25 protein-coding genes and 2 tRNA genes are annotated in these 25,438 nt (G+C 48.1%); 25 read left to right on the top strand and 2 right to left on the bottom strand.

Features of this window, described 5'->3' with window-relative positions; all coding sequences use genetic code 11:
* Positions 1-2 precede the first annotated feature (2 nt).
* The 6 genes from yabN (at position 3) to LCM00_RS23065 (ending at position 3,790) form a co-directional block, all read left to right on the top strand.
* On the top strand, positions 3-1,463 hold the full coding sequence (gene yabN, locus LCM00_RS23090; RefSeq protein ID WP_224906431.1) for a bifunctional methyltransferase/pyrophosphohydrolase YabN: 1,461 nt from the start codon (positions 3-5) through the stop codon (positions 1,461-1,463).
* A gap of 14 nt (positions 1,464-1,477) precedes the next feature.
* The gene (locus LCM00_RS23085; RefSeq protein ID WP_224906429.1) at positions 1,478-1,747 is read left to right on the top strand and encodes an RNA-binding S4 domain-containing protein; all 270 of its coding nucleotides are present in this window, start codon (positions 1,478-1,480) and stop codon (positions 1,745-1,747) included.
* 129 nt (positions 1,748-1,876) lie between these two features.
* Positions 1,877-2,179 carry a sporulation protein YabP gene (gene yabP, locus LCM00_RS23080; RefSeq protein WP_022543208.1) on the top strand — a complete coding sequence of 101 codons (303 nt, stop codon included), beginning with the start codon at positions 1,877-1,879 and terminating at the stop codon, positions 2,177-2,179.
* Positions 2,176-2,802 carry a spore cortex biosynthesis protein YabQ gene (gene yabQ, locus LCM00_RS23075; RefSeq protein WP_224906427.1) on the top strand — a complete coding sequence of 209 codons (627 nt, stop codon included), beginning with the start codon at positions 2,176-2,178 and terminating at the stop codon, positions 2,800-2,802. The genes yabP and yabQ overlap by 4 nt, the downstream gene beginning before the upstream one ends.
* A 23-nt stretch (positions 2,803-2,825) precedes the next feature.
* A complete protein-coding gene (locus LCM00_RS23070; protein WP_224906425.1) occupies positions 2,826-3,233 on the top strand; it encodes an FtsB family cell division protein in 408 nt (135 codons plus the stop codon).
* A gap of 86 nt (positions 3,234-3,319) precedes the next feature.
* Positions 3,320-3,790, top strand: coding sequence for a S1 domain-containing RNA-binding protein (locus LCM00_RS23065; protein ID WP_224906423.1), 471 nt, complete (start codon positions 3,320-3,322; stop codon positions 3,788-3,790).
* A 289-nt stretch (positions 3,791-4,079) separates the two neighbouring features.
* Here LCM00_RS23065 and LCM00_RS23060 read toward each other — a convergent pair.
* Both LCM00_RS23060 and LCM00_RS23055 read right to left on the bottom strand, forming a co-directional pair.
* A tRNA-Glu gene (locus tag LCM00_RS23060) sits at positions 4,080-4,151 on the bottom strand.
* A 16-nt stretch (positions 4,152-4,167) separates the two neighbouring features.
* Positions 4,168-4,241 (bottom strand) — tRNA-Met (locus LCM00_RS23055).
* A gap of 333 nt (positions 4,242-4,574) precedes the next feature.
* Here LCM00_RS23055 and spoIIE point away from each other — a divergent pair.
* The 19 genes from spoIIE to lysS all read left to right on the top strand — a co-directional run bounded on the left by spoIIE (position 4,575) and on the right by lysS (position 24,965).
* Positions 4,575-7,052: a stage II sporulation protein E gene (spoIIE, locus tag LCM00_RS23050; protein WP_224906421.1), complete on the top strand. Its 2,478-nt coding sequence runs from the start codon at positions 4,575-4,577 to the stop codon at positions 7,050-7,052.
* 89 nt (positions 7,053-7,141) lie between these two features.
* Positions 7,142-7,879 (top strand): VWA domain-containing protein, encoded by a 738-nt coding sequence (locus LCM00_RS23045; RefSeq protein ID WP_224906419.1) that lies wholly within the window; start codon positions 7,142-7,144, stop codon positions 7,877-7,879.
* A complete protein-coding gene (locus LCM00_RS23040) occupies positions 7,848-8,840 on the top strand; it encodes a serine/threonine protein kinase (protein ID WP_224906417.1) in 993 nt (330 codons plus the stop codon). Before LCM00_RS23045 ends, LCM00_RS23040 begins: the two co-directional genes overlap by 32 nt.
* A 211-nt stretch (positions 8,841-9,051) precedes the next feature.
* Complete coding sequence (gene tilS, locus LCM00_RS23035) at positions 9,052-10,440, top strand: tRNA lysidine(34) synthetase TilS (RefSeq protein WP_224906415.1); 1,389 nt, start codon at positions 9,052-9,054, stop codon at positions 10,438-10,440.
* Positions 10,441-10,462: 22 nt separating this feature from the next.
* Entirely contained in the window at positions 10,463-11,008 is a 546-nt protein-coding gene (gene hpt, locus LCM00_RS23030; protein WP_009796150.1) for a hypoxanthine phosphoribosyltransferase, read from the top strand.
* 143 nt (positions 11,009-11,151) lie between these two features.
* Entirely contained in the window at positions 11,152-13,140 is a 1,989-nt protein-coding gene (gene ftsH / locus LCM00_RS23025; RefSeq protein WP_224906413.1) for an ATP-dependent zinc metalloprotease FtsH, read from the top strand.
* A 245-nt stretch (positions 13,141-13,385) separates the two neighbouring features.
* Positions 13,386-14,165 (top strand): type III pantothenate kinase, encoded by a 780-nt coding sequence (locus LCM00_RS23020; RefSeq protein WP_224906485.1) that lies wholly within the window; start codon positions 13,386-13,388, stop codon positions 14,163-14,165.
* Positions 14,166-14,192: 27 nt separating this feature from the next.
* Complete coding sequence (gene hslO, locus LCM00_RS23015; protein ID WP_224906403.1) at positions 14,193-15,071, top strand: Hsp33 family molecular chaperone HslO; 879 nt, start codon at positions 14,193-14,195, stop codon at positions 15,069-15,071.
* 24 nt (positions 15,072-15,095) lie between these two features.
* Positions 15,096-15,986, top strand: coding sequence for a peptidyl-prolyl cis-trans isomerase (locus LCM00_RS23010; RefSeq protein ID WP_224906401.1), 891 nt, complete (start codon positions 15,096-15,098; stop codon positions 15,984-15,986).
* Positions 15,987-16,437: 451 nt separating this feature from the next.
* On the top strand, positions 16,438-17,361 hold the full coding sequence (gene cysK / locus LCM00_RS23005; RefSeq protein WP_224906399.1) for a cysteine synthase A: 924 nt from the start codon (positions 16,438-16,440) through the stop codon (positions 17,359-17,361).
* 126 nt (positions 17,362-17,487) lie between these two features.
* Complete coding sequence (locus LCM00_RS23000) at positions 17,488-18,903, top strand: anthranilate synthase component I family protein (protein ID WP_224906397.1); 1,416 nt, start codon at positions 17,488-17,490, stop codon at positions 18,901-18,903.
* A complete protein-coding gene (gene pabA / locus LCM00_RS22995) occupies positions 18,900-19,490 on the top strand; it encodes an aminodeoxychorismate/anthranilate synthase component II (RefSeq protein WP_224906395.1) in 591 nt (196 codons plus the stop codon). The genes LCM00_RS23000 and pabA overlap by 4 nt, the downstream gene beginning before the upstream one ends.
* Positions 19,491-19,492: 2 nt before the next feature.
* Positions 19,493-20,368 carry an aminodeoxychorismate lyase gene (pabC, locus tag LCM00_RS22990; protein WP_224906394.1) on the top strand — a complete coding sequence of 292 codons (876 nt, stop codon included), beginning with the start codon at positions 19,493-19,495 and terminating at the stop codon, positions 20,366-20,368.
* Positions 20,365-21,201, top strand: coding sequence for a dihydropteroate synthase (folP, locus tag LCM00_RS22985; protein ID WP_224906392.1), 837 nt, complete (start codon positions 20,365-20,367; stop codon positions 21,199-21,201). Before pabC ends, folP begins: the two co-directional genes overlap by 4 nt.
* A complete protein-coding gene (gene folB / locus LCM00_RS22980; protein ID WP_224906389.1) occupies positions 21,194-21,553 on the top strand; it encodes a dihydroneopterin aldolase in 360 nt (119 codons plus the stop codon). Before folP ends, folB begins: the two co-directional genes overlap by 8 nt.
* Before the next feature lie 2 nt (positions 21,554-21,555).
* On the top strand, positions 21,556-22,083 hold the full coding sequence (gene folK / locus LCM00_RS22975) for a 2-amino-4-hydroxy-6-hydroxymethyldihydropteridine diphosphokinase (RefSeq protein WP_224906387.1): 528 nt from the start codon (positions 21,556-21,558) through the stop codon (positions 22,081-22,083).
* A complete protein-coding gene (locus LCM00_RS22970) occupies positions 22,035-22,250 on the top strand; it encodes a helix-turn-helix domain-containing protein (protein WP_009796137.1) in 216 nt (71 codons plus the stop codon). The genes folK and LCM00_RS22970 overlap by 49 nt, the downstream gene beginning before the upstream one ends.
* A 30-nt stretch (positions 22,251-22,280) precedes the next feature.
* Positions 22,281-23,273 (top strand): tRNA dihydrouridine synthase DusB, encoded by a 993-nt coding sequence (gene dusB / locus LCM00_RS22965; RefSeq protein ID WP_224906379.1) that lies wholly within the window; start codon positions 22,281-22,283, stop codon positions 23,271-23,273.
* 234 nt (positions 23,274-23,507) lie between these two features.
* The gene (gene lysS / locus LCM00_RS22960) at positions 23,508-24,965 is read left to right on the top strand and encodes a lysine--tRNA ligase (protein WP_318247651.1); all 1,458 of its coding nucleotides are present in this window, start codon (positions 23,508-23,510) and stop codon (positions 24,963-24,965) included.
* Positions 24,966-25,438: the final 473 nt, after the last annotated feature.

Here is a 25,438-nt window from a genome sequence, read left to right as displayed (position 1 = left end):
ATATGAATAAAATTACGGTTTACGGCCTTGGGGCAGGGGATCTCGAACAGCTGCCCTTTGGCGTTTATAAAGCCCTTCAGGCTGAGGGGAAGGTATATTTAAGGACAGAGGACCATCCGGTGATCCGGGAGCTGCAGGATGAAGGGATGGCTTTTCAGTCATTTGATCATGTATATGAAAAGCACAGCCGCTTTGAAGACGTATACGATGAAATTTGCGAAATCCTCCTGGCAAAGGCAGCAGATGGGGATGTAGTCTATGCTGTGCCGGGCCATCCGCTGGTTGCGGAGAAAACGGTTCAGGTTTTGCTTGAGAAAGGCCCTGTGCTGGGAATTGATATCGTGATCGGCGGAGGCCAGAGCTTTTTGGACGCCCTGTTCCAGGCTCTGAAAATAGATCCAATCGAAGGCTTCCAGCTGCTCGATGCCACTGACCTGAAAAAGGATGAAGTAATGCTGAAGCATCATATGATCATCGGTCAGGTGTATGATACCTACGTGGCGAGCAATGTGAAGCTGACACTGATGGAAATGCTTCCGTATGATTATGAGATTTATATTGCCACGGCAGCGGGAAGCAGCAGGGAAAGCATCAGGAAGGTGCCTCTGTTTGAGCTTGACAGGGAAGCGGAGATCAATAATCTCACTTCAGTCTATGTGCCGCCTGTAAAGGATGAAACCCTCCTCTACAGGGAATTCAGCAAGTTCCGGGAAATCATTGCCGCATTGAGGGGGCCGGACGGCTGTCCATGGGATCTCAAGCAGACCCACCAATCGCTCAGGAAGTATTTGATCGAGGAAGCATATGAGCTTATTGAAGCAATTGATAATGAAGATATCGACCATATGATCGAGGAGCTGGGTGATGTCCTCCTGCAGGTGGTGCTGCACGCACAGATCGGGGAAGATGACGGCTATTTCTCCATGGATGACGTCATCCAGGGCATCAGTGAAAAAATGATCCGCAGGCATCCCCACGTCTTTGGCGAGGCTTCAGCTGAAACAGAAGAGCAGGTGCTGAAGAATTGGCAGGAAATCAAGGCTGAAGAAAAAGGGGCTGCGCCTGAGTCGCTCTTGAGCGGGATTGTCAAATCGATGCCGCAGCTGCTCCAGGCAGCAGATATCCAAAAGAAAGCAGCCGGCGCAGGATTTGACTGGCAGGAAATCGGGCCTGCATGGGAGAAGGTTAAAGAAGAGCTGTCTGAATTCGAAGAGGAAATGAACCGGGATCCGCGGTCAGAAGAAGCGGCGAAGGAGTTCGGCGATATCCTGTTTGCACTTGTGAATATTGCAAGATTCTGCAAGATCGATCCGGAGCAGGCGGTCTTCACGACCAATCAGAAATTCATCAGGCGTTTTACGTATATTGAAGATAGGGTCAGGGAGAGCGGCCGGGACTTCAGCGGATACAGCCTGGAAGAGCTGGACCGCTTTTGGGATGAAGCGAAACAGCAAGGATTATAAAGGGGGAGAGAAGAATGAGACTGGATAAATTTTTGAAGGTATCAAGACTGATTAAAAGAAGAACACTGGCAAAGGAAGTAGCTGACCAGGGGAGGATCCTCATCAACGGACAGCAGGGGAAGGCAAGTTCAACCGTAAAGGTCGGTGATGAGCTGACGGTCAGGCTCGGGCAGCGGATTGTAACAGCGAAGATCGAGCGCCTCCAGGAAACAAGCCGCAAGGAAGAAGCAGCCGAGATGTACACTGTCCTTAAGGAAGAACGCACCGGCCAGCAGGAAAATTAATGTTTAAGACAGCAACGGCGGGGAAACAGGTATTGTATAATGGCCAGGCCTGACTGAATTGTTCTAAAAGGCCCCCCTCCCTCATACACATGTACAAAAGGTTGTACTATGCGATTGTGGGGGATGAGGATGAGCCAATACTATGAATCAAACACAGGCAAAAGCAATGCTCCTGATCATGATGTCATCATGAGGGGACGAAAGCTTCTGGATATTACCGGCGTCAAGCAGGTCGAAAGCTTTGATAATGAAGAATTCCTTTTGGAGACAGTCATGGGCTTCCTGGCCATCCGCGGCCAGAATCTCCAAATGAAGAATCTGGACGTGGAAAAAGGGATCGTATCCATTAAGGGGAAAGTCTTTGACCTCGTATATATGGATGAACAGCAAGGGGAAAAAGCTAAAGGGTTCTTTAGCAAGATATTCCGATGACCCTATCTGCGCAGTTTCTTACCATGCTTGCCATGATTGGCATGGGAAGCGCGTTCGGCGCGTCGCTCGATACATATAACCGCTTCCTGCGCCGCGCCAAAAGAAAAAGCTGGATCGTCTTTATCAATGATTTTTTATTTTGGAGCCTGCAGGGACTTGCTGTCTTTTATGTATTGTTCATCATCAACCAGGGCGAGCTGAGGTTCTATATCTTTATTGCCCTGTTCTGCGGGTTTGCCGCATACCAGAGCCTGCTGAAGCAGGGATTTCTCCGGCTGCTTGAAACATTGATAGGGGCAATTGCAGCGATATTCCGCTTTTTTGTCAGAATGGCGCATCTTTTGGTTTATAAACCGATCCAATCGATTATAATGGGTATTATTTCCCTTATTTTGCTGCTCGGAAAAGGCATACTGGCCCTTATGAAGCTGGCACTTCGGATCATTTGGACTCTTTTAAAAGTGATTTTAAGCCCTGTCAAATGGATTTGGTCACTTTTTTGGTTTATTTTGCCGAAAAAGATTAAAAATAGCGTCGAGAAGTTATATAATAAATTGGCAGGAAATTTGCACACATTCAAGAATAACTTAAACAGCTTATTAACCAGATGGAAAAATAAATAAATGGGCAAGGAGGGGCTGCGAGAGTGAGTGCCATCAGGAAACGCAAAGTAGCAAAAATCGAGACAAACTATGCCAAACAGCAAGAGAATACAGAGATCAGCACAGCCAGGAAGAGAGTCCTGCTTATCCGCAGGCTGACTGTCTTTTTCATTGGCGCTGCAGCCATCGCCGTATTGATGATCTCTACACTCGTCACGCAATCCTCTGCTCTTGAAGAAAAGGCCCTCGAAAAAGAAAAATTTGAAAAGAAGCTCGCCTCCCTTAAAAAGAATGAGGTACTCCTGGAAGAAGAAATCGTCAAACTGAATGATGATGAATATATAGCCAAGCTAGCGAGGAAGAACTATTTCCTTTCCGAAAAGGACGAAATCATCTTTAATCTGCCTGAGGACAAGGGCGGAAAGAAGGAAAAGGAAAAAACATCCGAGTAGCAGTCTTATTGACACTCTTTTTTGAAATTCTGTATAATATAAAGTAAGTTTAATTCTTTTAATCTTTAAGGAGGCAAAATCTTTTTATGTCAATCGAAGTAGGCAGCAAGTTACAAGGAAAGGTAACCGGCATTACTAATTTCGGCGCGTTCGTAGAACTGCCGGAAGGTTCAACCGGTCTTGTCCACATTAGTGAGGTCGCAGATAACTATGTTAAGGATATTAATGATCACCTGAAGGTCGGTGACCAGGTAGAGGTTAAAGTCATTAATGTGGAGAAGGATGGAAAGATCGGCTTATCCATCAAGAAAGCAATAGACAGGCCAGAGAGACCGGCCAGACCTGAAAGAACTGACAGGCCTGAACGCCGCGAATCACGAGGCGGATATTCCGGATCCCAGCGTCCGCGCCATGGAAGATCCAATGACAGCCGTCCGCCAAGAGAGAACTTTGAGTCCAAAATGGCCAAGTTCCTCAAAGACAGTGAAGATCGATTGGCCTCACTAAAACGCAATACGGAATCCAAACGTGGAGGAAGAGGCGCTAAACGAGGATAACTTGCTGCTGATTTTTTCTATATATTGCATGACCATGACAGGCCGAGGGGCTTGTCTTTTTTTATAGGTTGAATGAATCCATAAATACAAAAACACCTGCTCCGGAAAGGAGAAGGTGTTTTTTTAGATGAGGGGCTGAACAAGCACCCTCCGCATTTCGATTGTCCAGCTGCGGGTGCTAGCCCCTCGAGTCTTAAGCCGCCTCAGAATTGAAGGCAAAAAGCCGCCTTCATTTCTGAGGCGTCTTAAGCTTGTCGGGGCTAAACAAGCACCCTCCGCATTTCATGTATGACCCCTACGGGATTCGAACCCGTGTTACCGCCGTGAAAGGGCGGTGTCTTAACCGCTTGACCAAGGGGCCGTATTAAAGATAAGGATAGCGGCGGAGGGGATCGAACCCCCGACCTCACGGGTATGAACCGTACGCTCTAGCCAGCTGAGCTACACCGCCATAATATAAGCACAAGGAATATAATACAAAGGATTGACCCTGGTGTCAATAATATTTTAAAAGAAAAATGTCGTCTCTCCTTTTTTTCGGTTCGCCAATTTTTTTTGGCAGGAGAATACCCGCTTTAAAGGCTTTCTCCTACCCTATTTGTGTGAATATTCAAAACAGGTACCGGTATTATGGGATTATATTCCATTATATTGTTTGCTTTTTTGTTATTAGGCGGAAAGCCGTCGAAAGAAAAACATGGGCTTGTCTCCTCTTTTGACAAACTTTTATGCATAACCAATTTTATAATAATCAGCAACGATACAAATACGGGGAGTGGAATGAATGGAAAAGGCAGAACATACGGTAATGGATCCTGCTGGGGAAGTGGATTTCAACGGATCGAAGCTCGAATTGGCAAAAGGCCTTCACAAGTTCCAAATGAAAATAGAGACTTTTTTTATCAAAAAGGGCTATATTCTTCTATTGATTGGATTTCTCTTGGGAAGGGCGCTCATCCTGGCGAAATTGACACCCTTCAGCCTGCCATTTTTTGCAGCGGTCTATCTGATCAAAAGGGATAAAGCACCGCTGGCACTGATTGGGCTTACTGCCGGTGCGTTCACCTTATCAATGATGAATGCAGCATCAGTGTTTGGAATCTGCTTTATGTTCCTCTTCGCCTTCAGGGTTTCGAAAAAGTGGCTAAAAAATGAAGTAAGGGCCCTGCCGGTTTATACGTTTTTCGTATTGGCGATCGGGAAGATTGCAGAAGCCTGTATTGTCTCAGGACAGCTGGCACTCTATGATGCGATGATGGCCGGCGTCGAAGCAAGCCTCGGCTTTATCCTCACTCTGATTTTCCTGCAGAGCCTCCCGCTGCTCAGCATCTCGAAAAGAAGGCAGTCGCTTAAGACTGAGGAAATTGTCTGTCTGATCATCATGCTTGCCTCAGTCATGACCGGAACAATCGGCTGGTCGGTGTATGACCTGTCCGTTGAACATATATTATCCAGATATCTGGTTCTATTATTTGCATTTGTTGCAGGTGCAACGGTCGGGTCAACAGTCGGGGTAGTGACCGGATTGATTTTCAGCCTGGCAAATGTTTCGAGTTTTTATCATATGAGCCTGCTTGCTTTCTCCGGCCTCCTGGGCGGCTTACTGAAGGAAGGGAGAAAGCTTGGCGTGGCATGCGGTCTGCTGATTGCCACCTTATTAATCGGGATGTATGGGGAAGGAACCGGCACCTTGCTGAAAACCGTTCTGGAGACTGGTGCAGCAACGGTCTTATTTTTCCTGACTCCGCAGGCGCTGACAGGAAAGCTGGCCAGGCATATACCGGGGACCCCTGAGTATGCGGCTGAGCAGCAGCAGTATATGCGGAAGATGCGGGACGTCACCGCCCAGCGCGTTGCCCAATTCTCGACTGTATTCCAGGCTCTGTCCAAAAGTTTTTCTTCTCATGATGATCCCATCGACTGGGATGGGGAGGAAAGGGAGATGGATTATTTCCTGAGCAATGTCACGGAGAAGACATGCCAGACCTGTTTCAAGAAAGACCATTGCTGGGCAAGGAACTTTGATACAACCTATGAATATATGAAGGAAATTATGCATGAAATGGACGGGCAGCAGGGAACCGTTTCCGGAAGGCTGACAAGGGAATGGGAAAAACATTGCACCCGCTCAAAAAAGGTTTTGGAGACGATGCATCAGGAGCTGACGTTCTATCAGGCAAATTTGAAGCTCAAAAAGCAGGTCCAGGAAAGCAGGAGGCTTGTGGCAGACCAGCTGCTGGGTGTGTCAGAGGTGATGGGCGATTTTGCGAAAGAAATTCAGCGCGAGCGGGAAAATCATCATAAGCAGGAAGAGGCCATCCTGGACGCACTCCAGGGGTTTGGCATTCAAATAGAGCAGGTGGAGATTTACAGCCTGGAGCAGGGGAATGTCGACATTGATATGACGATTCCCTACTGCAGGGGGCACGGCGAGTGTGAAAAGCTGATAGCACCGATGCTGTCAGATATATTGGGAGAAACCATTCTTGTCAATTCAGAGGAGTGTTCCACATTTGGAAGCGGCAGCTGCTACGTGACATTCCGCTCGGCTAAGGCCTACGCAGTTGAAACCGGGGTGGCCCATGCGGCAAAGGATGGAGGGCTGATTTCCGGTGACAGCTATTCGACCATCGAGCTTGGAGGGGGTAAATATGCCATTGCCATCAGCGACGGGATGGGGAACGGCGAAAGGGCACATATTGAGAGTAAGGAAACCCTCCAGCTGCTGCAAAAAATTCTCCAGTCAGGGATAGAGGAGAAGGTGGCGATCAAATCGGTCAACTCTGTGCTCTCATTGCGGACGACAGATGAAATTTTCTCAACCCTGGACCTGGCGATGGTCGATCTTCAAAATGCAGCGGCCAAATTCCTGAAAATCGGTTCAACGCCAAGCTTCATTAAAAGAGGCGGCAAGGTTCTCAAAGTCCAGGCAAGCAATCTGCCGATGGGAATATTGCAGGAATTCGAGGTGGATGTAGTCAGCGAGCAGCTGAAGGCAGGCGACCTTCTGATCATGATGAGCGATGGTGTATTTGAAGGTCCTAAGCATGTGGAAAACTATGATCTGTGGATGAAGCGGAAGATTCATGAGCTGAAAACAGAGGACCCGCAGGAGATCGCCGACCTGATCATGGAAGAGGTCATCAGGTCGCGTTCAGGCCTGATCGAGGATGATATGACAGTGGTAGTATCCAAAATCAAGCATAATACGCCAAAATGGGCATCCATCCCGGTCCAGAAGCTGCGCCAAAAAGCCAACTGATTATTTTGTCCCTCCCTTCCCGGTAACATGTATATTTCCGTCCTGTTCCGTCGAAAATGGTACCAATAAGGAACAGGAGGGGAGATTTTATGAAGACCGGAACACTGAAACAGATTCTGCTTATCACAGACGGCTGCTCCAATCAGGGCGAGGATCCTGTGGCCATGTCAGCTTTGGCGAAAGAACAGGGCATTACGGTAAATGTCATCGGAGTGATGGAGAAGGATGTCATTGATGAGCGGGGCATGAATGAAATTGAGGGAATTGCGCTCTCCGGGGGCGGAGTCAGCCAGGTCGTCTACTCGCAGGCGTTATCGCAGACGGTGCAGATGGTGACGAGGAAGGCAATGACCCAGACGCTCCAGGGTGTGGTGAATAAAGAGCTTCAGCAAATATTGGGCGGCTCCCAGACAGTTGAAGACCTTCCGCCGGAAAAAAGGGGAGAGGTCATGGAGGTTGTCGATGAGCTCGGGGAAACAGTCGAGCTTGAGGTGCTGGTCCTCGTCGATACAAGTGCGAGCATGAAGCATAAACTCCCGACGGTCAAGGAAGCACTTCTTGATTTGTCCTTGAGCTTGAATGCCCGTTCAGGAGATAACCGTTTTGCAGTTTTTGTATTTCCCGGGAAAAAGAATGATGTCGAAAAACTGCTGGATTGGACGCCGAGGCTCGAATCACTGACAAGCATATTTTCCAAGCTGTCAACTGGAGGCATCACCCCCACCGGGCCTGCAATCCGTGAAGCTTTAAGCTATTTCAAGAAAAAACGTTCACTAAGGAGCCTGCTTTCCCGTGATGATGAACAATACTTTGAAGATTCTATGTAAAGTAAGCCCCGGGACGATTATCGAAGGGAAATGGCATCGCAACCGGTATACGATCATAAGGGAGCTTGGCAGCGGGGCGAATGGGATCGTCTATCTGGCCCAGTGCCGGAATCAGCAGGTTGCCTTAAAGATGAGTGATAATGGGATGTCCGTTACCTCTGAAGTGAATGTGCTTAAATCCTTTGCCAAGGTCCAGGGTTCTGCCCTTGGGCCTTCTTTGCTTGATGTCGATGACTGGGAGAGGAAGGATGCGCGGATTTCCTTTTATGCAATGGAATACATAAACGGACCGGATCTGCTCGGGTTTATCCGGCAAAAAGGGCCTTCCTGGACAGAAGTGCTTCTTTCCCAGCTGCTCAGCGATCTGGAAAAGCTTCACCAGAGCGGCTGGGTGTTTGGCGATCTGAAGCCGGAGAACCTGATTGTGACATCCCCTCCTCCGAGGATACGCTGCATTGATGTGGGCGGTACAACCATCAAAGGGAGGGCAATCAAGGAATTTACCGAGTTTTACGACCGCGGATATTGGGGGCTTGGTACAAGGAAGGCTGATCCTCAGTATGACTTATTCGCTGCTGCAATGGTACTGATCAATCTTTATTATCCAAAGCGGTTCAATAAGACAACAGGGGGCATCAGCCAGCTCAGGGACATGATCAGGCAGAACAAAGAGCTGATGAAGTATGAGCTGATGCTCCTGAAGGCACTGGAGGGGAGGTATGCATCTGCCTCTGAAATGAGGAAAGAGCTCCTTGCCATGCCTGCAGGAGGACAGCCTGAAAGCCGTACGGCCCGGCGGAGTGCTGCCCGGAGCCAGGCCGCGGGTCCCGGGCCCGGCCCCTCACGGACAAGGCAGGGCGCAAAGGATCAGAAGAAGAAGGGCGGTTTCCTTGAAACGATGCTCATTGTCTTTGTCATCTCGGTCCTTTATTTTGTTTATATTTATGGACAGCTGGTCTAATGGAAATGGTGAAACTTTTCGCTTCTGAATGCGTACATAATGGAGCAGGCCCAGGCACCCTGGATGCGATATGCATTCCATCAGGGTTATGCTTTGGAGATTGCAGGCAAAGATGCTATTCTTAATATAGTAGTTTCCTTTAATAAAGGTTATTCACCCATCACCAGGGGTATAAGGGACTATAGATTTTTCAGGTAAGGAAGAATTTATTATGCTTGATGCAAAAGCCGAAGCTTTCCTTCGGCATCATGGTGTACGGCTCGAAGGCAAAAAGGTGCTTGTAGGCGTGTCCGGAGGCCCCGATTCCCTGGCGCTGCTCCACTTGCTGTGGAAAAAGCGGGAGGTGTGGGGCATTGAACCTGCGGCCATTCATTTTGACCATATGTTCAGAGGTGAGGAATCCTATCAGGAAGCCCGATTTGTCCAGTCCTTTTGTGAAGAGCGGAACATTCCGTTTGAGCTGAGGAGGGAGGATGTATCGGCTTATATGAAGGAATCCGGTAAGAGCTCCCAGACTGCGGCGCGCGAATGCCGGTACCGCTTTTTTGAAGAGGCCATGAAGGCATCAGGGGCATCATACCTGGCACTCGGCCATCATGGGGATGATCAGATGGAAACCATCCTGATGCGGCTGACAAGAGGCAGCACAGGGGGAGCAAGATCAGGGATCCCTTTCTCCCGTCCGTTTGGGGGCGGTGAGATCATCCGTCCTTTCCTGTGCCTTGAGCGGGGAGAGATTGAAGAGTATTGTTTAAGAAATGAGCTGGACCCCCGAAGAGATCCGAGCAATGAAAAGGACGTTTACAGCCGAAACCGGTTCAGGAAAAACGTCCTGCCATTCCTGAAATCGGAAAACCCTCAGGCCCATGTTCATTTTCAGCGTTTCAGCGAAGAGCTGCGCGGCGATGAACAGCTCCTTCAGGAATTAACGGCCCGGGAAATGAATACAGTAATGAAGAAGAAGGAAGATGCTGAAATCACGATTGATGCAGAACGCTTCATGCTAATGCCAATGCCTTTACAAAGGAGAGGTATTCAACTAATATTAAACTATCTCTATCAAGAGAGGCCTGCATCATTATCCGCCTTACATATTGAGAAGATATTTTCAATATTGAATAATCCTCATCCTTCCGGTTCACTTGATTTCCCAAACGGCTTAAAAATTGTGCGATCATACGGCTTTTGCCATTTCAGGTACAGCCACTCTGAGGTGCAAGCCTATCGTTTTGAGATAAATCAGCCCGGAAAAATCGAGCTTCCGAGCGCCGGTGCCCTACTGGCAGGAGAGAGCGGAGATAATAGAGGAACGGCAGAACTGAATTGCTTTGAAGTCAGCAGGGATAATGTGCGTTTTCCGCTTATTGTCCGCACCCGCGAAGCCGGGGACAGAATGACGATAAAAGGAATGAACGGGACGAAAAAAGTGAAATCTATTTTTATCGACAGGAAAATCCCTTTGCATGAACGGGACAGCTGGCCCATCGTGACTGACAGCAGCGGGGAAATCCTCTGGATCCCCGGTTTGAGCAAATCTGCCTATAAGCTGCCTGCAGGCTCTGACACCAGGAATATTTTTTTAACATATATAAAGCATTGATCTTCTAGGGGGCACACTATTCATGAAAAACGATATCGAAAAAGTACTAATTTCCGAAGAGGAACTCCAGGCAAAGACAAAAGAGCTTGCCCAGCAGCTGACTGAGGAATATATGGACCGCTATCCTTTGGCAATCGGCGTCCTGAAAGGGGCAATGCCTTTCATGGGAGACCTTTTGAAGCGCATCGATACGTATCTTGAGATGGACTTTATGGACGTTTCCAGCTACGGCAATTCAACAGTCTCTTCCGGAGAAGTCAAAATCCTGAAAGACCTGGATACTTCAGTGGAAGGCAGGGACATCCTGATTATTGAAGACATCATCGACAGCGGCCTGACACTAAGCTATCTGGTTGAACTGTTCCGCTACAGGAAAGCAAAAAGCATCAAGATTGTCACTCTCCTGGACAAACCGACCGGCAGAAAGGCAGACATCAAAGCCGATTATGTAGGTTTCATCGTTCCGGATGAATTCGTGGTTGGCTATGGCCTTGACTATGCGGAAAGATACCGCAACCTTCCATATATAGGGGTTTTGAAGCCTGAAGTATACACAAACAACGATTAAGCAATCCTATATGTGAGAGGTTTATGACAAGCCTTGCTAAAAGCATGGACCAGCCCGGTTTTCAAAAGTGTAATTTCTTGAATTGGCATGATTTACTATGATACTATACAATATAGTTTGTTTACCGTGGGAGGAGGTAAGGGATGAATCGGATCTTCCGGAATACCATCTTTTATTTATTAATCTTTTTAGTCATTATAGGCGTTGTCAGCTTCTTTAACGGCAACAATGAGCCGACAGAACATATATCCTATGACAAATTCGTCGGTTACCTGGACAGCGGCGAGGTAACAGAGCTTTCGATGCAGCCTGAGCGCGGAGTATTTGAGGTGCGGGGCAAGCTGGAAGGCTATGATGAAGATAAATTCTTTATCACTTATGTATGGAACAGCGACAATCTGCTGGACCGCATAGATGAGGCGGCAGCCAATGCGAAGGTGGATGTACAGCCTGCCAAGGAAACAAGCGGCTGGGTGACATTCTTCACTAGCATCATTCCGTTCATCATCATTTTCATCCTGTTCTTCTTCCTGCTTAATCAAGCACAGGGCGGCGGCAGCCGGGTAATGAACTTCGGCAAGAGCAAAGCCAAGCTTTACAGTGAAGAGAAAAAGAAAGTCCGCTTCAAGGATGTTGCTGGTGCGGACGAAGAAAAGCAAGAGCTTGTAGAAGTCGTCGAGTTCCTGAAGGATCCACGCAAATTCGCGGATCTTGGGGCCCGAATCCCTAAAGGGGTGCTTCTGGTCGGACCTCCGGGTACCGGTAAAACCCTGCTGGCACGTGCTGTTGCCGGTGAAGCGGGCGTACCGTTCTTCTCGATCAGCGGTTCCGATTTCGTTGAGATGTTTGTCGGTGTCGGTGCATCCCGTGTGCGTGACCTGTTTGAGAATGCTAAGAAAAATGCACCGTGTATTATATTCATTGATGAGATTGATGCAGTTGGACGCCAGCGCGGCGCCGGACTTGGCGGAGGCCATGACGAGCGCGAACAGACGCTGAACCAGTTGCTTGTTGAAATGGATGGATTCGGGGCTAACGAAGGAATCATCATCGTAGCCGCAACGAATCGTCCGGATATTCTTGACCCGGCCCTTCTGCGTCCGGGACGATTTGACCGCCAGATCACTGTTGACCGTCCGGACGTCAATGGACGTGAAGCAGTACTGAAGGTACATGCCCGCAATAAGCCTCTTGATGAGTCTGTCAATCTGAAGGCCATTGCAGCAAGGACGCCAGGCTTCTCAGGCGCCGACCTTGAAAACTTATTGAACGAGGCTGCCCTTGTTGCGGCACGCCAGAATAAGAAAAAAGTTGATATGACCGATATTGACGAGGCAACGGACAGAGTCATAGCCGGACCGGCCAAGAAAAGCCGCGTTATTTCCAAGAAGGAAAGAAATATCGTGGCATTCCATGAAGCCGGGCATACTGTGATCGGTGTAATGCTTGATGAGGCTGAAATGGTCCATAAAGTAACCATCGTTCCACGCGGCCAGGCTGGCGGATATGCTGTCATGCTGCCGAAGGAAGACCGCTACTTCATGACGAAACCGGAGCTTCTGGATAAGATCGTCGGCCTCCTGGGCGGACGTGTAGCTGAAGAGATTGTCTTTGGCGAAGTCAGCACTGGCGCGCACAATGACTTCCAGCGCGCAACAGGCATAGCCAGGAGAATGGTAACTGAATTCGGTATGAGCGATAAGCTCGGACCGCTTCAGTTCGGACAGTCCCAGGGCCAGGTATTCCTTGGCAGGGATTTCAACAATGAACAGAACTACTCTGATGCGATTGCTTACGAAATTGATCTGGAGATCCAGCGCATCATTAAAGAGTGTTATGAAAAAGCAAGAAAAGTCCTTACCGAAAACCGCGATAAGCTTGACTTGATCGCCAACACACTTCTGGAAGTTGAAACACTCGATGCTGAACAGATCAAGAGCCTTGTGGATCATGGCAAGCTGCCTGACCGCAAAGTGATCGATGCCAGCACAGATGATGTGAAGGTCAATATCAACATCAAGAAAGATGAAGATGCTGTGAAGGAAATCCATCCGGCAGATTCAAATGATCCGGTCGCACCGAAGGATGATGCCGGCCCAACCGGCAGCGCTGACGAAAAGCGCGACCTCTAATCGATAAAGAAGCTGACTCAGGAAGCCGGAATTTGGCCGCCTGAGTCAGCTTTTTGCTTTTTGGGAAACAATAAGGGTATCTTTAAATAGGCGCAGGCTCAGCAGCGGCGTCTGTTTTCAGGCAGGCAGGATATCCTGGCGGGCTAGGATAAGTGCAGGTCATTTTCTATTACGATTCGGCAGGAGTTGTGATATGATGTTGGCAGTGTGTTTGTGTTAGAAAAATTATAAAAGTGGTGAGAATGTTGATCTTTGTATTTGACGTGGGAAATACAAATATTGTGCTTGGTGTATATGATGGCGAAGAGCTGAAGCACCATTGGAGAATAGAGACGAACCGGAATAAAACAGAAGATGAATATGGGATGATCGTGAAATCTCTTTTTGAGCATGTGAATCTCTCGTTTTCTAACATAGATGGCATCATTATTTCTTCGGTTGTGCCGCCGATCATGTTTGCGCTTGAAAGAATGTGCCAGAAGTACTTTCAGCATAAGCCGCTTGTCGTTGGCCCTGGCATTAAGACCGGTCTTAATATCAAGTATGAAAATCCGCGCGAGGTGGGCGCTGACAGGATCGTCAATGCAGTTGCAGCCATTCATGAGTATGGCGGGCCGCTTATCATCGTCGATTTTGGGACTGCGACAACCTACTGCTATATTAATGCTGATAAGCAGTATATGGGCGGAGCAATCGCACCGGGCGTCAATATTTCGACAGAGGCATTGTATTCAAAGGCAGCCAAGCTTCCAAGGATAGAAATTGCCCGTCCTGAACATATAGTCGGCAAGAATACGGTAGCCGCGATGCAGTCCGGCATTGTCTACGGATATGTTGGACAGGTAGAGGGCATTGTGAAGAGGATGAAGGACCAGAGCGATGAAAACCCGCTGGTCATTGCCACCGGAGGGCTTGCCAATCTGATTGCCCAGGAATCAAATATGATCGACATTGTCGACCCGTTTTTAACATTAAAAGGATTACAGTTAATTTATAAACGAAATAGGGAAAGTATAAAGAAATAGGAAATACAGCTTTGAAAGGAGTACAAGATGGAAGATTATTTGATTAAGGCGCTTGCCTTTAATGGACAGGTGCGTGCGTACGCTGCCCGCAGCACTGATACGGTGGGAGAGGCGCAAAGAAGGCATTACACGTGGCCGACGGCTTCTGCTGCTCTTGGCAGGGCAATGACTGCAGGTGTGATGATGGGGGCGATGCTGAAAGGCGAGGAAAAGCTGACCATCAAGATTGAAGGCGGCGGCCCGCTTGGCCCGATTCTGGTTGACAGCAATTCTAAGGGAGAGGTCCGCGGCTATGTGACACATCCGCAGACTCATTTCGACTTGAATGAGCAAGGGAAGCTGGATGTCCGCAGGGCAGTCGGTACTGATGGCATGCTGACTGTCGTCAAGGACATCGGGATGAGAGAGCATTTCACAGGACAGGTGCCAATCGTTTCAGGTGAGCTTGGAGAGGATTTCACTTATTATTTTGCTATGTCTGAGCAGCTTCCTTCCTCTGTCGGAGTCGGCGTTCTTGTAAATCCGGACAATACGATCCTTGCTTCGGGCGGATTCATCCTGCAGCTTCTTCCAGGAACAGATGAAGAGACAATTACTAGAATCGAGAACAGGCTGAAGGAAATTCCTCCTGTGTCCAAGCTGATTGAAAAAGGCCTTACACCGGAAGAGCTCTTGAATGAGATCCTTGGAGAGGAAAATGTCAAGATTCTGGAGAAGATGCCAGTATCCTTTGAATGCACCTGCTCCAAGGAGCGGTTTGCAACGAGCATCATCAGCCTTGGCAGGGATGAAATCCAGGATATGATCGATACAGACGGCGAAGCAGAAGCCCAATGCCATTTCTGCAATGAAAAATATCATTACTCAAAAGAAGAGCTGGAGGCATTAAAAAGCGAAGCGGTATAAAGCTGTTTTCTGGGGGAGGAAACTGTGAAAAAAAAGCATCTTTGGCTGATTATTGCCGGCCTGTTCGTTTTAAACATCATTTTTATCCTGTTATTGACTATCAGGCCTGCTGTGCTGTTTGCCGGCAGCCGGGAAACAGTGGCTGAGGTCGGAAAAGATAAAATTACGAGAGAAGAGTGGCTGAACGAAATGGAGCAGCGCTATGGCAAGGAAGTGCTGAATGACCTGATCGACCAGAAGGTGATCGCAGCCATGGCGGAAAAATACAATGTTGAAGTCTCAAAGGAAGCGGTCGAAAGGGAGCTCACACTTGTTAAAACCATGTATCAGGGCAACCGGCTGCAGAAGCTTGATGAAAGCAAGTGGAAGGAGCAGATTAGATACAGCCTGCTCCTGGAGGAACTGCTGACAAGGGATGTTGTGGTGACCGAAGAGGAAATGAAAGACTATTATGACCAAAATAAAAGTCTTTTCCAGGTTCCTGATTCCTATCATATTTCCCAAATTGTCGTCAAAACAAAAAAAGAAGCTGAACAGACGATAAAAGAGCTTAAAAATGGCTCCAGCTTTCCGGTGCTGGCCATGGAGAGGTCGATCGATGAATTCACCGCCAACCAGGGCGGTGAAACAGGATTCATCAGCGAAGAAGATGAGCGCTTTTCACAGGATTTCATTGATGAAGCGGCAAAGCTGAAAGAAGGGGAATGGAGTGACCCGGTTGAAGTGGAGGACGGGTATGCAGTAATTCTGCTGCATGAGCATCTGGCTGGCCGTAATTATGCTTTCAAGGATGTGAAAAACCAGATCCGCCGGCAGCTCGCTCTTGAGCAGATGGACACCCCTGCTTCGGCCAAACCTTTCTGGAATGAAATCAAAGTCGACTCTTTCTATGATAAACAGGAAGAAAAGCAATAGGAACAAAAGCGTAAGCGCCTTGGTCACCCTTAAGTAACGCAGACTAAGAACGCCACGTCCTGTGGCAACGTCTGCATGACCAGCTTACTGGGGGCCTCAAGACGAACCTCCCAAAAAGGCGTTCTTTGCCTTTTTGGGAGTCTTGGCTTGTGACCTCGGCGCTGCTGCTGGACGTGGATCAAGAATTGATAATGATCCACAAGATTTATAATTTATAAATTCCTAAACAGCATGAAAGCGGACAGGCAGCCTGTCCGTTTTTTGTTTATCCTCAACATAAAGGCAGGCATGAGGGTATATAATACTACATAGCGAATCTGAGGGCTTATCTATTAAAAGAAAATTCTAAAAATAGGGTCAATTTTACTGCGTATTGATTGACAATTTCCTGTTGCGCTGTTAAGTTTTTTATAAAACCAATAAAAATACTCGGATTAGGGAGCGGATGCAAATGGTGCGTGTAGCAAACTCAATTACAGAATTGGTCGGGCAGACTCCGATCGTCAAATTGAATCGCCTGACAGATGATAATAGTGCTGATGTTTACTTGAAGCTTGAATATATGAATCCGGGCAGCAGTGTTAAGGACCGGATTGCCCTTGCTATGATCGAAGCCGCAGAACAGGACGGGAACCTGAAAGCCGGTGATACGCTCATCGAGCCGACATCCGGGAACACAGGGATCGGGCTGGCAATGGTCGCAGCAGCGAAAGGCTATAAAGCCATCCTTGTTATGCCTGAAACAATGAGTATGGAGCGCCGCAACCTTCTTCGCGCCTATGGAGCAGAGCTTGTACTCACTCCGGGGCCTGAGGGAATGGGAGGAGCGATCCGCAAGGCTGAAGAGCTGGCGAAGGAGCATGGCTATTTCATGCCTCAGCAATTCAAGAACGAAGCCAATCCTGAGGTTCATAGAAGGACAACAGGAAAGGAAATTGCTGAACAGATGGATCAGGTGGATGCTTTTATCTCCGGAATCGGCACAGGCGGAACGATAACAGGCGCGGGCGAGGTGCTTAAGGAGAAGTTTGGCTCTGTGAAAATTTATGCGGTAGAGCCGGCAGATTCACCGGTCCTTTCCGGCGGGAAGCCCGGCCCTCATAAAATCCAGGGCATCGGCGCCGGGTTTGTTCCGGATATCCTTGACACAGAAGTATATGACGGGGTAATAAAGGTGACGAATGATGATGCCTTTGAATATGCCCGCCGTGCGGCAAAGGAAGAGGGTATCCTGGGAGGAATTTCATCAGGCGCAGCCATCTATGCGGCCCTCAAGGTTGCCAAAGAGCTCGGAAAAGGCAAAAAGGTCCTTGCCATCATCCCGAGCAATGGGGAGCGCTATTTGAGCACCCCGCTGTACCAGTTCGAAGAATAGAGAATGCAAAGAGCAGCAGCCGTCCGGCTGCTGTTTTTTTCTGCTTTTACAGAGAGCAGAGGACCTGTCCTGGCGGCTCCAAATCATGTATGATGAAAAGTAGTTATTGGGATGGGAGTGTTCAGTTTGGAGAAGCTGTCAATCTGCAGCAGGAGAACTGCTTATACATATACAGAGTTTTATCAGCATTACCGGCATTTATCTGCAGGCAAAGAGAACCATGTCCTTTTGGAGAGCGGACGGGGCGGAAGGTACAGCATGGCAGCCTTTGATCCGGAAGTGATTTTGACTGGCAGGGGCATGCAGCTTAAAGCTGTAACCCAAGCAGGTACGGAACTGCTTGAAGGCAATCCGCTTCATTGCCTGAAGGAATATATGGGCCGCTATGAAGCTGACAGGCTGGAAGAGCTGCCTGATTTCCAGGGAGGGGCTATCGGATATATCAGCTATGACTATGCAAGATATGTTGAAAAGCTCCCTGTTTGGTCAGAAGACGACCTTGAACTCCCTGATGTCCATTTTTTTCTGTTCCGGGAATGGTTTATCTTTGATCATGAAGAGGAGGAACTCTGGCTGCTGTTTTTATATGATTCCTCTGTTGAAGCCAGCCTTATTGAAAAAAGGGCGGATGACTGGGCGAGCCGCTGGACAGGCCCTGTTCCTGCTCCCCAAGTCCCGGAAAAGGCCCAGATTGGCGAAGATCTTGAAGTATCAATGAAGGAAGAAGAATTTAAGGAAGCGGTAAGCAGGATCCAGGATTACATTTCCAAGGGGGATGTATTCCAGGTCAATCTGTCGGTAAGGCAGACAAGACCGATCGGCGTCGAAGCGATTGATGTGTACGATCAGCTCCGCCAGCTCAACCCGTCGCCTTATATGGCTTATATCCATACGCCTGATTACCAGATTGTCAGCGGTTCGCCTGAGTTGCTGGTCAAGAAGAAAGGGCAGGAGATCAGCACGCGGCCGATAGCGGGCACTAGATCAAGAGGGGCTGATGAAGCGGAGGACCTGCGACTTGCCGAGGAACTGATCCAGAACGAGAAGGAGCGGGCAGAGCACGTCATGCTTGTAGACCTGGAGCGGAATGACCTCGGCCGTGTTGCCGAATACAGCTCAGTGGAAGTGAATGAATTCATGGTGATTGAAAAGTACTCCCATGTGATGCATATCGTTTCCAATGTCAGGGGAATCCTCGCACAAGGCAAATCTCCCTACGATGTCATAGATGCTGTTTTTCCCGGCGGAACGATTACCGGGGCGCCGAAGATCAGGACGATGGAAATCATTGAAGAGCTGGAGCCTGTCAGAAGGGGATTGTATACAGGTTCAATAGGATGGATCGGCTTCAATGGGGATATGGAGCTGAATATCGTCATCCGCACGATGCTCGTAAAAGACGGGAAGGCCCATGTACAGGCAGGAGCCGGCATTGTCATCGACTCCAGCCCGAAGCATGAATATAAAGAATCACTCAAAAAAGCGATGGCCCTCTGGAAGGCGAAGGAGCTGGCCGAGAATGGCGGGGAGCATGTGATATGATCTATATGATAGATAACTTTGATTCGTTTACCTATAATCTAGTTCAATATTTGGGGGAGCTGGGAGAAGAGCTGGTTGTCAAAAGAAATGATGAGGCGGCACTTGAGGATATCGCAGCAGCCCGTCCTTCTTTTCTGATGATCTCCCCTGGTCCCTGCAGTCCGAATGAAGCAGGGATCAGCCTGGAAGCAATCTCCCATTTTGCAGGGAAGATCCCAATTTTCGGCGTCTGTCTCGGCCATCAGTCTCTTGCCCAATCATTCGGCGGGGATGTTGTACAGGCAGAAAGGCTGATGCATGGGAAAACCTCGGAAATCTACCATGATGGCAAAACGATCTTTGCCGGTTTGCCGAATCCTTTCCCGGCGACCAGATATCACTCATTGATCGTCAAAAAGGAAACCCTGCCAGATTGCTTTGAAATTTCAGCATGGACGGAAGAAGGCGAAATCATGGCCATCCGCCATAAAACCATGAGTGCAGAAGGTGTTCAGTTCCATCCCGAATCCATCATGACACAGTCGGGAAAAATACTGTTAAGCAATTTCATCGCTCATTATAAAAAGGCTAAGATGGTTGGGGCCTAAGTATGTATATTTTAATGAACGACCGGCTTGTTTCCGCTGAAGAAGCGGTGATTTCGCCTTTTGACCATGGTTTTCTCTACGGAATGGGGCTTTTCGAAACATTCAGGGTATATGATGGCCATCCATTTCTGCTGGATGATCATCTGGAAAGGCTGAACCGGGGGCTCGGCACCCTCAATATCGAGGCTGCTTTTTCAAAAGAGGAAATAGCCGGGAAAATCAGCATGGTGCTGGAACGGAATAGCCTCCGGAATGCCAATGTAAGGCTGAATGTATCTGCAGGCATTGAAGAGCTTGGCCTCCCCCCTGATGTTTACAGCAGTCCCCAGACGATCCTTTTTGCACGGCCGCTGCCGCCAGCGGGGGAAATGACGGAAAAAGAGCTGGTGCTCCTCAAAATGAGGCGCAATACGCCAGAGGGGGATGAACGGCTGAAATCCCACCACTATATGAACAACATCCTTGCAAAAAGAGAGCTTGGGAATGTACCTGGACAGGAAGGGGTCTTTCTGACGAAGGAAGGATTTCTGGCTGAAGGTGTTGTCTCCAATCTTTTCTGGACGAAAGGGGATATCTTATATACCCCATCCCTGGAAACGGGCATCCTGAATGGCATCACCAGGCAATTTGTGCTGCTGCTTGCTGAAAAAAACGGCCTGCAGGTCCAGGAAGGCTTTTATCAGCCGGAGGAAATGATGCGGGCGGACGAAGTGTTTGTCACTAACTCAATTCAGGAGATTGCACCTGCCGCAGGCTTTGCCGGTGTTCCTTTTCCAGGGGGTGCCGGCAGGCTTGCCGGAATGCTCCATAAAGAATACAGAAAATACAGCAGTCATCTATGGGGACGAGAAGGACTTCTAATGGAGGGACAAAGATGAACAGACAAATCATAAATTGCGGGCCATATGAGCTGGACTATGGCAAAAAAACATTAGTGATGGGGATCCTGAACGCCACCCCCGACTCTTTTTCTGACGGAGGAAAATACTTTGATGCTGACAAGGCAGTGGAGCATGCCCTGGAGATGGCTGCTAATGGAGCAGATATCATTGATATTGGCGGGGAATCGACAAGGCCGGGCTTTGACGAGGTTCCTGCAGAAGAAGAGCTGGAGCGGGTAATTCCGGTGATCAGGGCAGTGGCGAAGGAAGTGCCTTTGCCAATCTCAATCGATACCTATAAGGCGGCTGTGGCAGAAGAAGCCATCAACGCGGGCGCCCACATCATCAACGATGTGTGGGGAGCGAAGAAGGATCCTAAGATGGCGGAAACGGCAGCGAAACTCGAGGTTCCGATCGTCCTGATGCACAACCGGGAAAACAGGGATTATTCCGCCTTTGTCCGCGACGTGCTCAATGATCTGTATGAAAGCATCCAGATTGCCAGGAATGCCGGCGTCAAAGAGGAAAACATCATTCTTGACCCGGGAATCGGGTTTGCGAAGAATCTGCCCTACAATCTTGAGATGATGAGGAATCTTGACACCATCACCAGTCTCGGTTATCCGGTGCTCCTGGGTACTTCGAGAAAAACTTTTATTGGCACCATCCTTGACCTCCCTGTGGAGGAAAGGGTGGAAGGCACAGGGGCAACTGTCTGCTATGGCATCCAAAAAGGCTGCCAGATCATCAGGATCCATGATGTAAAGGAAATGAGCCGCATGGCGAAAATGATGGATGCCATGATGGGAAAGGGTGAGCTGCATGGATAAAATATATCTAAATAATATGAAGTTCTATGGGTATCATGGGGTTTTTCCCGAAGAAACAAAGCTTGGGCAGCGTTTTGCTGTTGATGTAATTGTAGAGACAGATTTAGAGAAAGCGGGAAAAAGCGATAATCTCGAGGATTCCATCAATTATGGAGAGATCTATCATGTCTGCAAAGAGGTTGTTGAGGGAAAGCCATTCAAACTCGTAGAAGCGCTGGCTGAAAAAATAGCTGCTGAAATGCTGGGGCAGTTTTCTGCAATCAGCATAGTAACCGTCAAAGTCATAAAGCCGGATCCTCCGATCCCTGGACACTATGACTCTGTAGCAGTTGAAATCACAAGGGGACGATAAGCGTGGAAAATAGGGCATTTATCGCACTGGGCTCCAATATGGGGGATAGAGCAGCAAATCTCAAGGAAGCCATCCAGATGCTTTCCGAGCATCCCGGAATTGAATTGGCAAGTTATTCATCTATTTATGAAACAGACCCGGTCGGCTACGAAGACCAGGGGGAATTCTTGAATATGGTCATTGCTGTAGATACAGACAGATCGCCGCATGAATTGCTGGAAGCATGCATGTCCATCGAGCAGAATATTGGGAGAAAAAGGGTAATCCGGTGGGGGCCGCGCACTATAGACCTTGACATTCTGCTGTATAATCACGAAAATATGATAACAGAGGACCTTATCATTCCCCATCCCCGAATGAAGGAACGGGCATTTGTCATTGTGCCTCTTGCTGAAATCGGGGAGAGAACGGATGTTCCGGGGATGGACACGCCTCTTGAAGCATTGCTGGAGGAAATACCTGATAGAGAAGGAGTGCGAATATGGAAGCAGAAAAATGGGGAAGACGTATTCGGGCTTTTCGAAAATTAAAAGGTTTTACACAGGAAAGCTTTGCAAAGGAGCTGGGTGTCTCAGTCTCTGTACTTGGCGAAATTGAAAGAGGCAATCGTATGCCCGCTGATGATTTCATCGTCCAGGTAGCGCATGTATTGAAAATCAGCATTGAAGAATTAACTCCGACACAGGAGATTGACTAATAGAGATTGAAAGATACAGGAGGTACCGACATGCTTAAGATTGGTGACATTGAGATGAAGAATCCTGTTGTCCTGGCGCCGATGGCCGGAATCTGCAACTCAGCCTTCCGCCTGACCGTTAAAGAATTCGGGGCAGGTCTCGTCTGTGCCGAAATGATCAGCGATAAAGGAATCGTCATGAAAAATGAAAAGACGATGAACATGCTGTATATAGATGAGCGGGAAAAGCCTTTAAGCCTGCAGATTTTTGGCGGAGAGAAAGATACATTGGTTGAAGCCGCCAAGTTTGTAGATGAAAATACAAACGCTGATATCATTGATATCAATATGGGATGTCCGGTTCCGAAGATCACCAAATGTGATGCCGGCGCCAAGTGGCTGCTGGATCCTGATAAAATTTATGAAATGGTTTCGGCTGTAACAGCGGCTGTTTCAAAGCCTGTAACCGTCAAGATGCGGATGGGCTGGGATGAAGACCATATATATGCAGTCCGCAATGCCCAGGCTGTTGAACGTGCCGGAGGAAAGGCCGTTGCCCTTCATGGCCGGACACGTGTACAAATGTACGAAGGCCAGGCAAACTGGGATATTATTAAAGAAGTGAAACAGAACATCTCCATACCGCTGATTGGAAACGGTGATGTCCAGACTCCGCAGGATGCGAAAAGAATGCTGGACGAAACAGGGGTAGACGGCGTTATGATCGGACGCGCTGCACTCGGAAATCCCTGGATGATCTACCGCACTGTTAAGTACCTGGAAACGGGGCAGCTGATGGATGAACCATCAGTGCGTGAAAAAATAGATGTATGCATCCTTCACCTCGATCGCCTGATCGCCCTGAAGAGCGAGTATATCGCTGTGCGCGAAATGAGAAAGCATGCCGCCTGGTATTTAAAGGGGATAAGAGGAAATGGCAAAGCCCGCAACGCCGTCAATGAATGCAATACAAGAGAAGAGCTTGTAACACTTCTTAATGCACTTGCTCTTGATGCAGAAGCCAAGGAAATACAGGCAGGCTAAGATGCTATCATTTTCTTCTCTATCTGAAACACTTTTGTTATAATTAGAAACTGCCAGTGGTTTGCTGGCAGTTTTTCGCTATTTCTGCATTTATGATGTCTGTTTCACGTCAATTGTGTAAAATAATAGAAGTATACAAAACAAACCTGATGTTCCTGTATGAGGGTTTACATAAAAAGATCAGTATTGGAGATGATTTCCGTGAGCGAAAGCCGTGAAGAGTTAAATGACTTGATGAGAGTCCGCAGGGAAAAAATGAACAGCCTGCGTGAAAAAGGGATGGATCCATTCGGTAAGAGATTCGACCGTTCCCACCAGTCTCAGGATTTGATTGATGAGTATGGCGAACAGGAGAAAGAAGCAATTGAAGAACAGAATATTTCTGTTACTCTTGCCGGACGGATCATGACCAAGCGCGGAAAAGGAAAGGCAGGCTTCGCGCACATTCAGGACCTTAAAGGTCAGATCCAGATTTATGTAAGGCAGGATGCTGTAGGGGAAGAAAGCTATGAAATCTTCAACAGTGCCGATCTTGGCGACCTTGTCGGCGTAACAGGCACACTGTTCAAGACCAAGGTTGGCGAGCTTTCCATTAAGGTGGAGGCGTTCGAGCTTCTGACTAAGTCACTGCGCCCGCTTCCTGAGAAGTTCCATGGCTTGAAGGACGTTGAGCAAAGATACCGCCAGCGCTACCTGGATCTGATCATGAGCCAGGAAAGCAAGAAGACATTCATTACAAGAAGCCGCATCATCCAATCAATGCGCCGCTATCTGGACAGCCACGGCTATCTTGAAGTGGAAACGCCAATGATGCACTCAATCGCCGGAGGAGCATCTGCCCGTCCGTTCATTACCCATCACAATGCTCTTGATATGGAACTTTATATGCGTATCGCAATCGAGCTGCACTTAAAGCGCCTGATTGTGGGCGGTTTGGAGAAAGTGTATGAAATCGGCCGCGTATTCCGCAATGAAGGTGTTTCTACAAGGCATAACCCAGAGTTCACTATGATTGAGCTTTATGAAGCTTATGCAGATTACCGTGATATCATGAGCCTGACCGAAAACCTGGTTGCCCATATTGCTGAAGAAGTCCTTGGCACAACGACTGTCCAGTACGGTGACTATGAAGTGAATTTAAAGCCGGAATGGACAAGGCTTCATATGGTTGATGCGATTAAGGAGCATACGGGTGTAGACTTCTGGAAACAGATGAGCAAGGAAGAGGCCCAAGCCCTCGCGAAGGAACATAATGTTGAAATCAAAGACACAATGGAATATGGCCATATCGTCAATGAATTCTTTGAACAGAAAGTAGAAGAAAAGTTGATTCAGCCAACATTCATCTACGGGCATCCTGTTGAAATCTCTCCTCTTGCGAAAAAGAACGAAGAGGATCCGAGGTTCACTGACCGTTTCGAATTGTTCATTGTTGCCCGTGAGCATGCCAATGCCTTCACAGAGCTGAATGATCCTATCGACCAGCGCGAACGCTTTGAAGCGCAGCTGAAAGAGCGAGAGCAAGGAAATGATGAAGCACATATGATGGATGATGACTTCATTGAAGCCCTTGAATACGGCATGCCGCCGACAGGGGGACTGGGAATCGGGATTGACCGTCTTGTCATGCTCCTGACTAATTCCCCTTCGATCAGGGATGTACTGCTGTTCCCGCTTATGCGCCACCGTTAATAGAAGAAACTCTTTTCCTGCTGGAGGCAGACCCGATCAACCGGGCCTGCCTTCAGCTTTTTTATTATAGAAGGAAATGGTGGGGAGAGCAGGAGAGAACAATTAAGAGAGAAAAATTAGCTCCTGGCCTGCAGTGTCCACGCGCTGAGCAAAAGCGGAAAAATAAGAATAGTTTTTCTTTAATAACGGTGTATATTTTTAATGAAAATGTGTTGCGCACCTGTCATATAGGTGGTATATTAATATCTGTTGCTGCAAGACAGCAAGCAAGCCAAAAAAAGAAATAAAAAAACTATTGACTCACTAACTTGGTTATGATAAGATAGTTAAGTCGCCTAATGAGCGGCAAACGAAAGAGATTGTTCTTTGAAAACTGAACGAACAAAAACGTCAACGTTAATCTTATTTTTATCAGAGCTAAATCTTACTCTTATATGGAGAGTTTGATCCTGGCTCAGGACGAACGCTGGCGG

The sequence above is a fragment of the Bacillus infantis genome, assembly GCF_020171945.1.
Lineage (GTDB): Bacteria > Bacillota > Bacilli > Bacillales > Cytobacillaceae > Bacillus_AB > Bacillus_AB infantis_A.
The sequence above is the reverse complement of the archived record's forward strand: the minus strand, read 5'-3'. Positions and strand labels throughout refer to the sequence as shown.

Excerpts from the sequence above, each read along its gene's own strand:
- pabA (WP_224906395.1), top strand. The coding sequence starts at position 18,900 with ATGATCTATATGATAGATAACTTTGATTCGTTTACCTATAATCTAGTT.
- LCM00_RS23045 (WP_224906419.1), top strand. The coding sequence starts at position 7,142 with ATGAAGACCGGAACACTGAAACAGATTCTGCTTATCACAGACGGCTGC.
- folB (WP_224906389.1), top strand. The coding sequence starts at position 21,194 with ATGGATAAAATATATCTAAATAATATGAAGTTCTATGGGTATCATGGG.
- folP (WP_224906392.1), top strand. The coding sequence starts at position 20,365 with ATGAACAGACAAATCATAAATTGCGGGCCATATGAGCTGGACTATGGC.
- yabN (WP_224906431.1), top strand. The coding sequence starts at position 3 with ATGAATAAAATTACGGTTTACGGCCTTGGGGCAGGGGATCTCGAACAG.
- tilS (WP_224906415.1), top strand. The coding sequence starts at position 9,052 with ATGCTTGATGCAAAAGCCGAAGCTTTCCTTCGGCATCATGGTGTACGG.
- pabC (WP_224906394.1), top strand. The coding sequence starts at position 19,493 with ATGTATATTTTAATGAACGACCGGCTTGTTTCCGCTGAAGAAGCGGTG.
- LCM00_RS22970 (WP_009796137.1), top strand. The coding sequence starts at position 22,035 with ATGGAAGCAGAAAAATGGGGAAGACGTATTCGGGCTTTTCGAAAATTA.
- lysS (WP_318247651.1), top strand. The coding sequence starts at position 23,508 with ATGAGAGTCCGCAGGGAAAAAATGAACAGCCTGCGTGAAAAAGGGATG.
- LCM00_RS23040 (WP_224906417.1), top strand. The coding sequence starts at position 7,848 with ATGATGAACAATACTTTGAAGATTCTATGTAAAGTAAGCCCCGGGACG.
- ftsH (WP_224906413.1), top strand. The coding sequence starts at position 11,152 with ATGAATCGGATCTTCCGGAATACCATCTTTTATTTATTAATCTTTTTA.
- yabQ (WP_224906427.1), top strand. The coding sequence starts at position 2,176 with ATGACCCTATCTGCGCAGTTTCTTACCATGCTTGCCATGATTGGCATG.
- hpt (WP_009796150.1), top strand. The coding sequence starts at position 10,463 with ATGAAAAACGATATCGAAAAAGTACTAATTTCCGAAGAGGAACTCCAG.
- spoIIE (WP_224906421.1), top strand. The coding sequence starts at position 4,575 with ATGGAAAAGGCAGAACATACGGTAATGGATCCTGCTGGGGAAGTGGAT.
- hslO (WP_224906403.1), top strand. The coding sequence starts at position 14,193 with ATGGAAGATTATTTGATTAAGGCGCTTGCCTTTAATGGACAGGTGCGT.
- dusB (WP_224906379.1), top strand. The coding sequence starts at position 22,281 with ATGCTTAAGATTGGTGACATTGAGATGAAGAATCCTGTTGTCCTGGCG.
- LCM00_RS23065 (WP_224906423.1), top strand. The coding sequence starts at position 3,320 with ATGTCAATCGAAGTAGGCAGCAAGTTACAAGGAAAGGTAACCGGCATT.
- cysK (WP_224906399.1), top strand. The coding sequence starts at position 16,438 with ATGGTGCGTGTAGCAAACTCAATTACAGAATTGGTCGGGCAGACTCCG.
- LCM00_RS23085 (WP_224906429.1), top strand. The coding sequence starts at position 1,478 with ATGAGACTGGATAAATTTTTGAAGGTATCAAGACTGATTAAAAGAAGA.
- yabP (WP_022543208.1), top strand. The coding sequence starts at position 1,877 with ATGAGCCAATACTATGAATCAAACACAGGCAAAAGCAATGCTCCTGAT.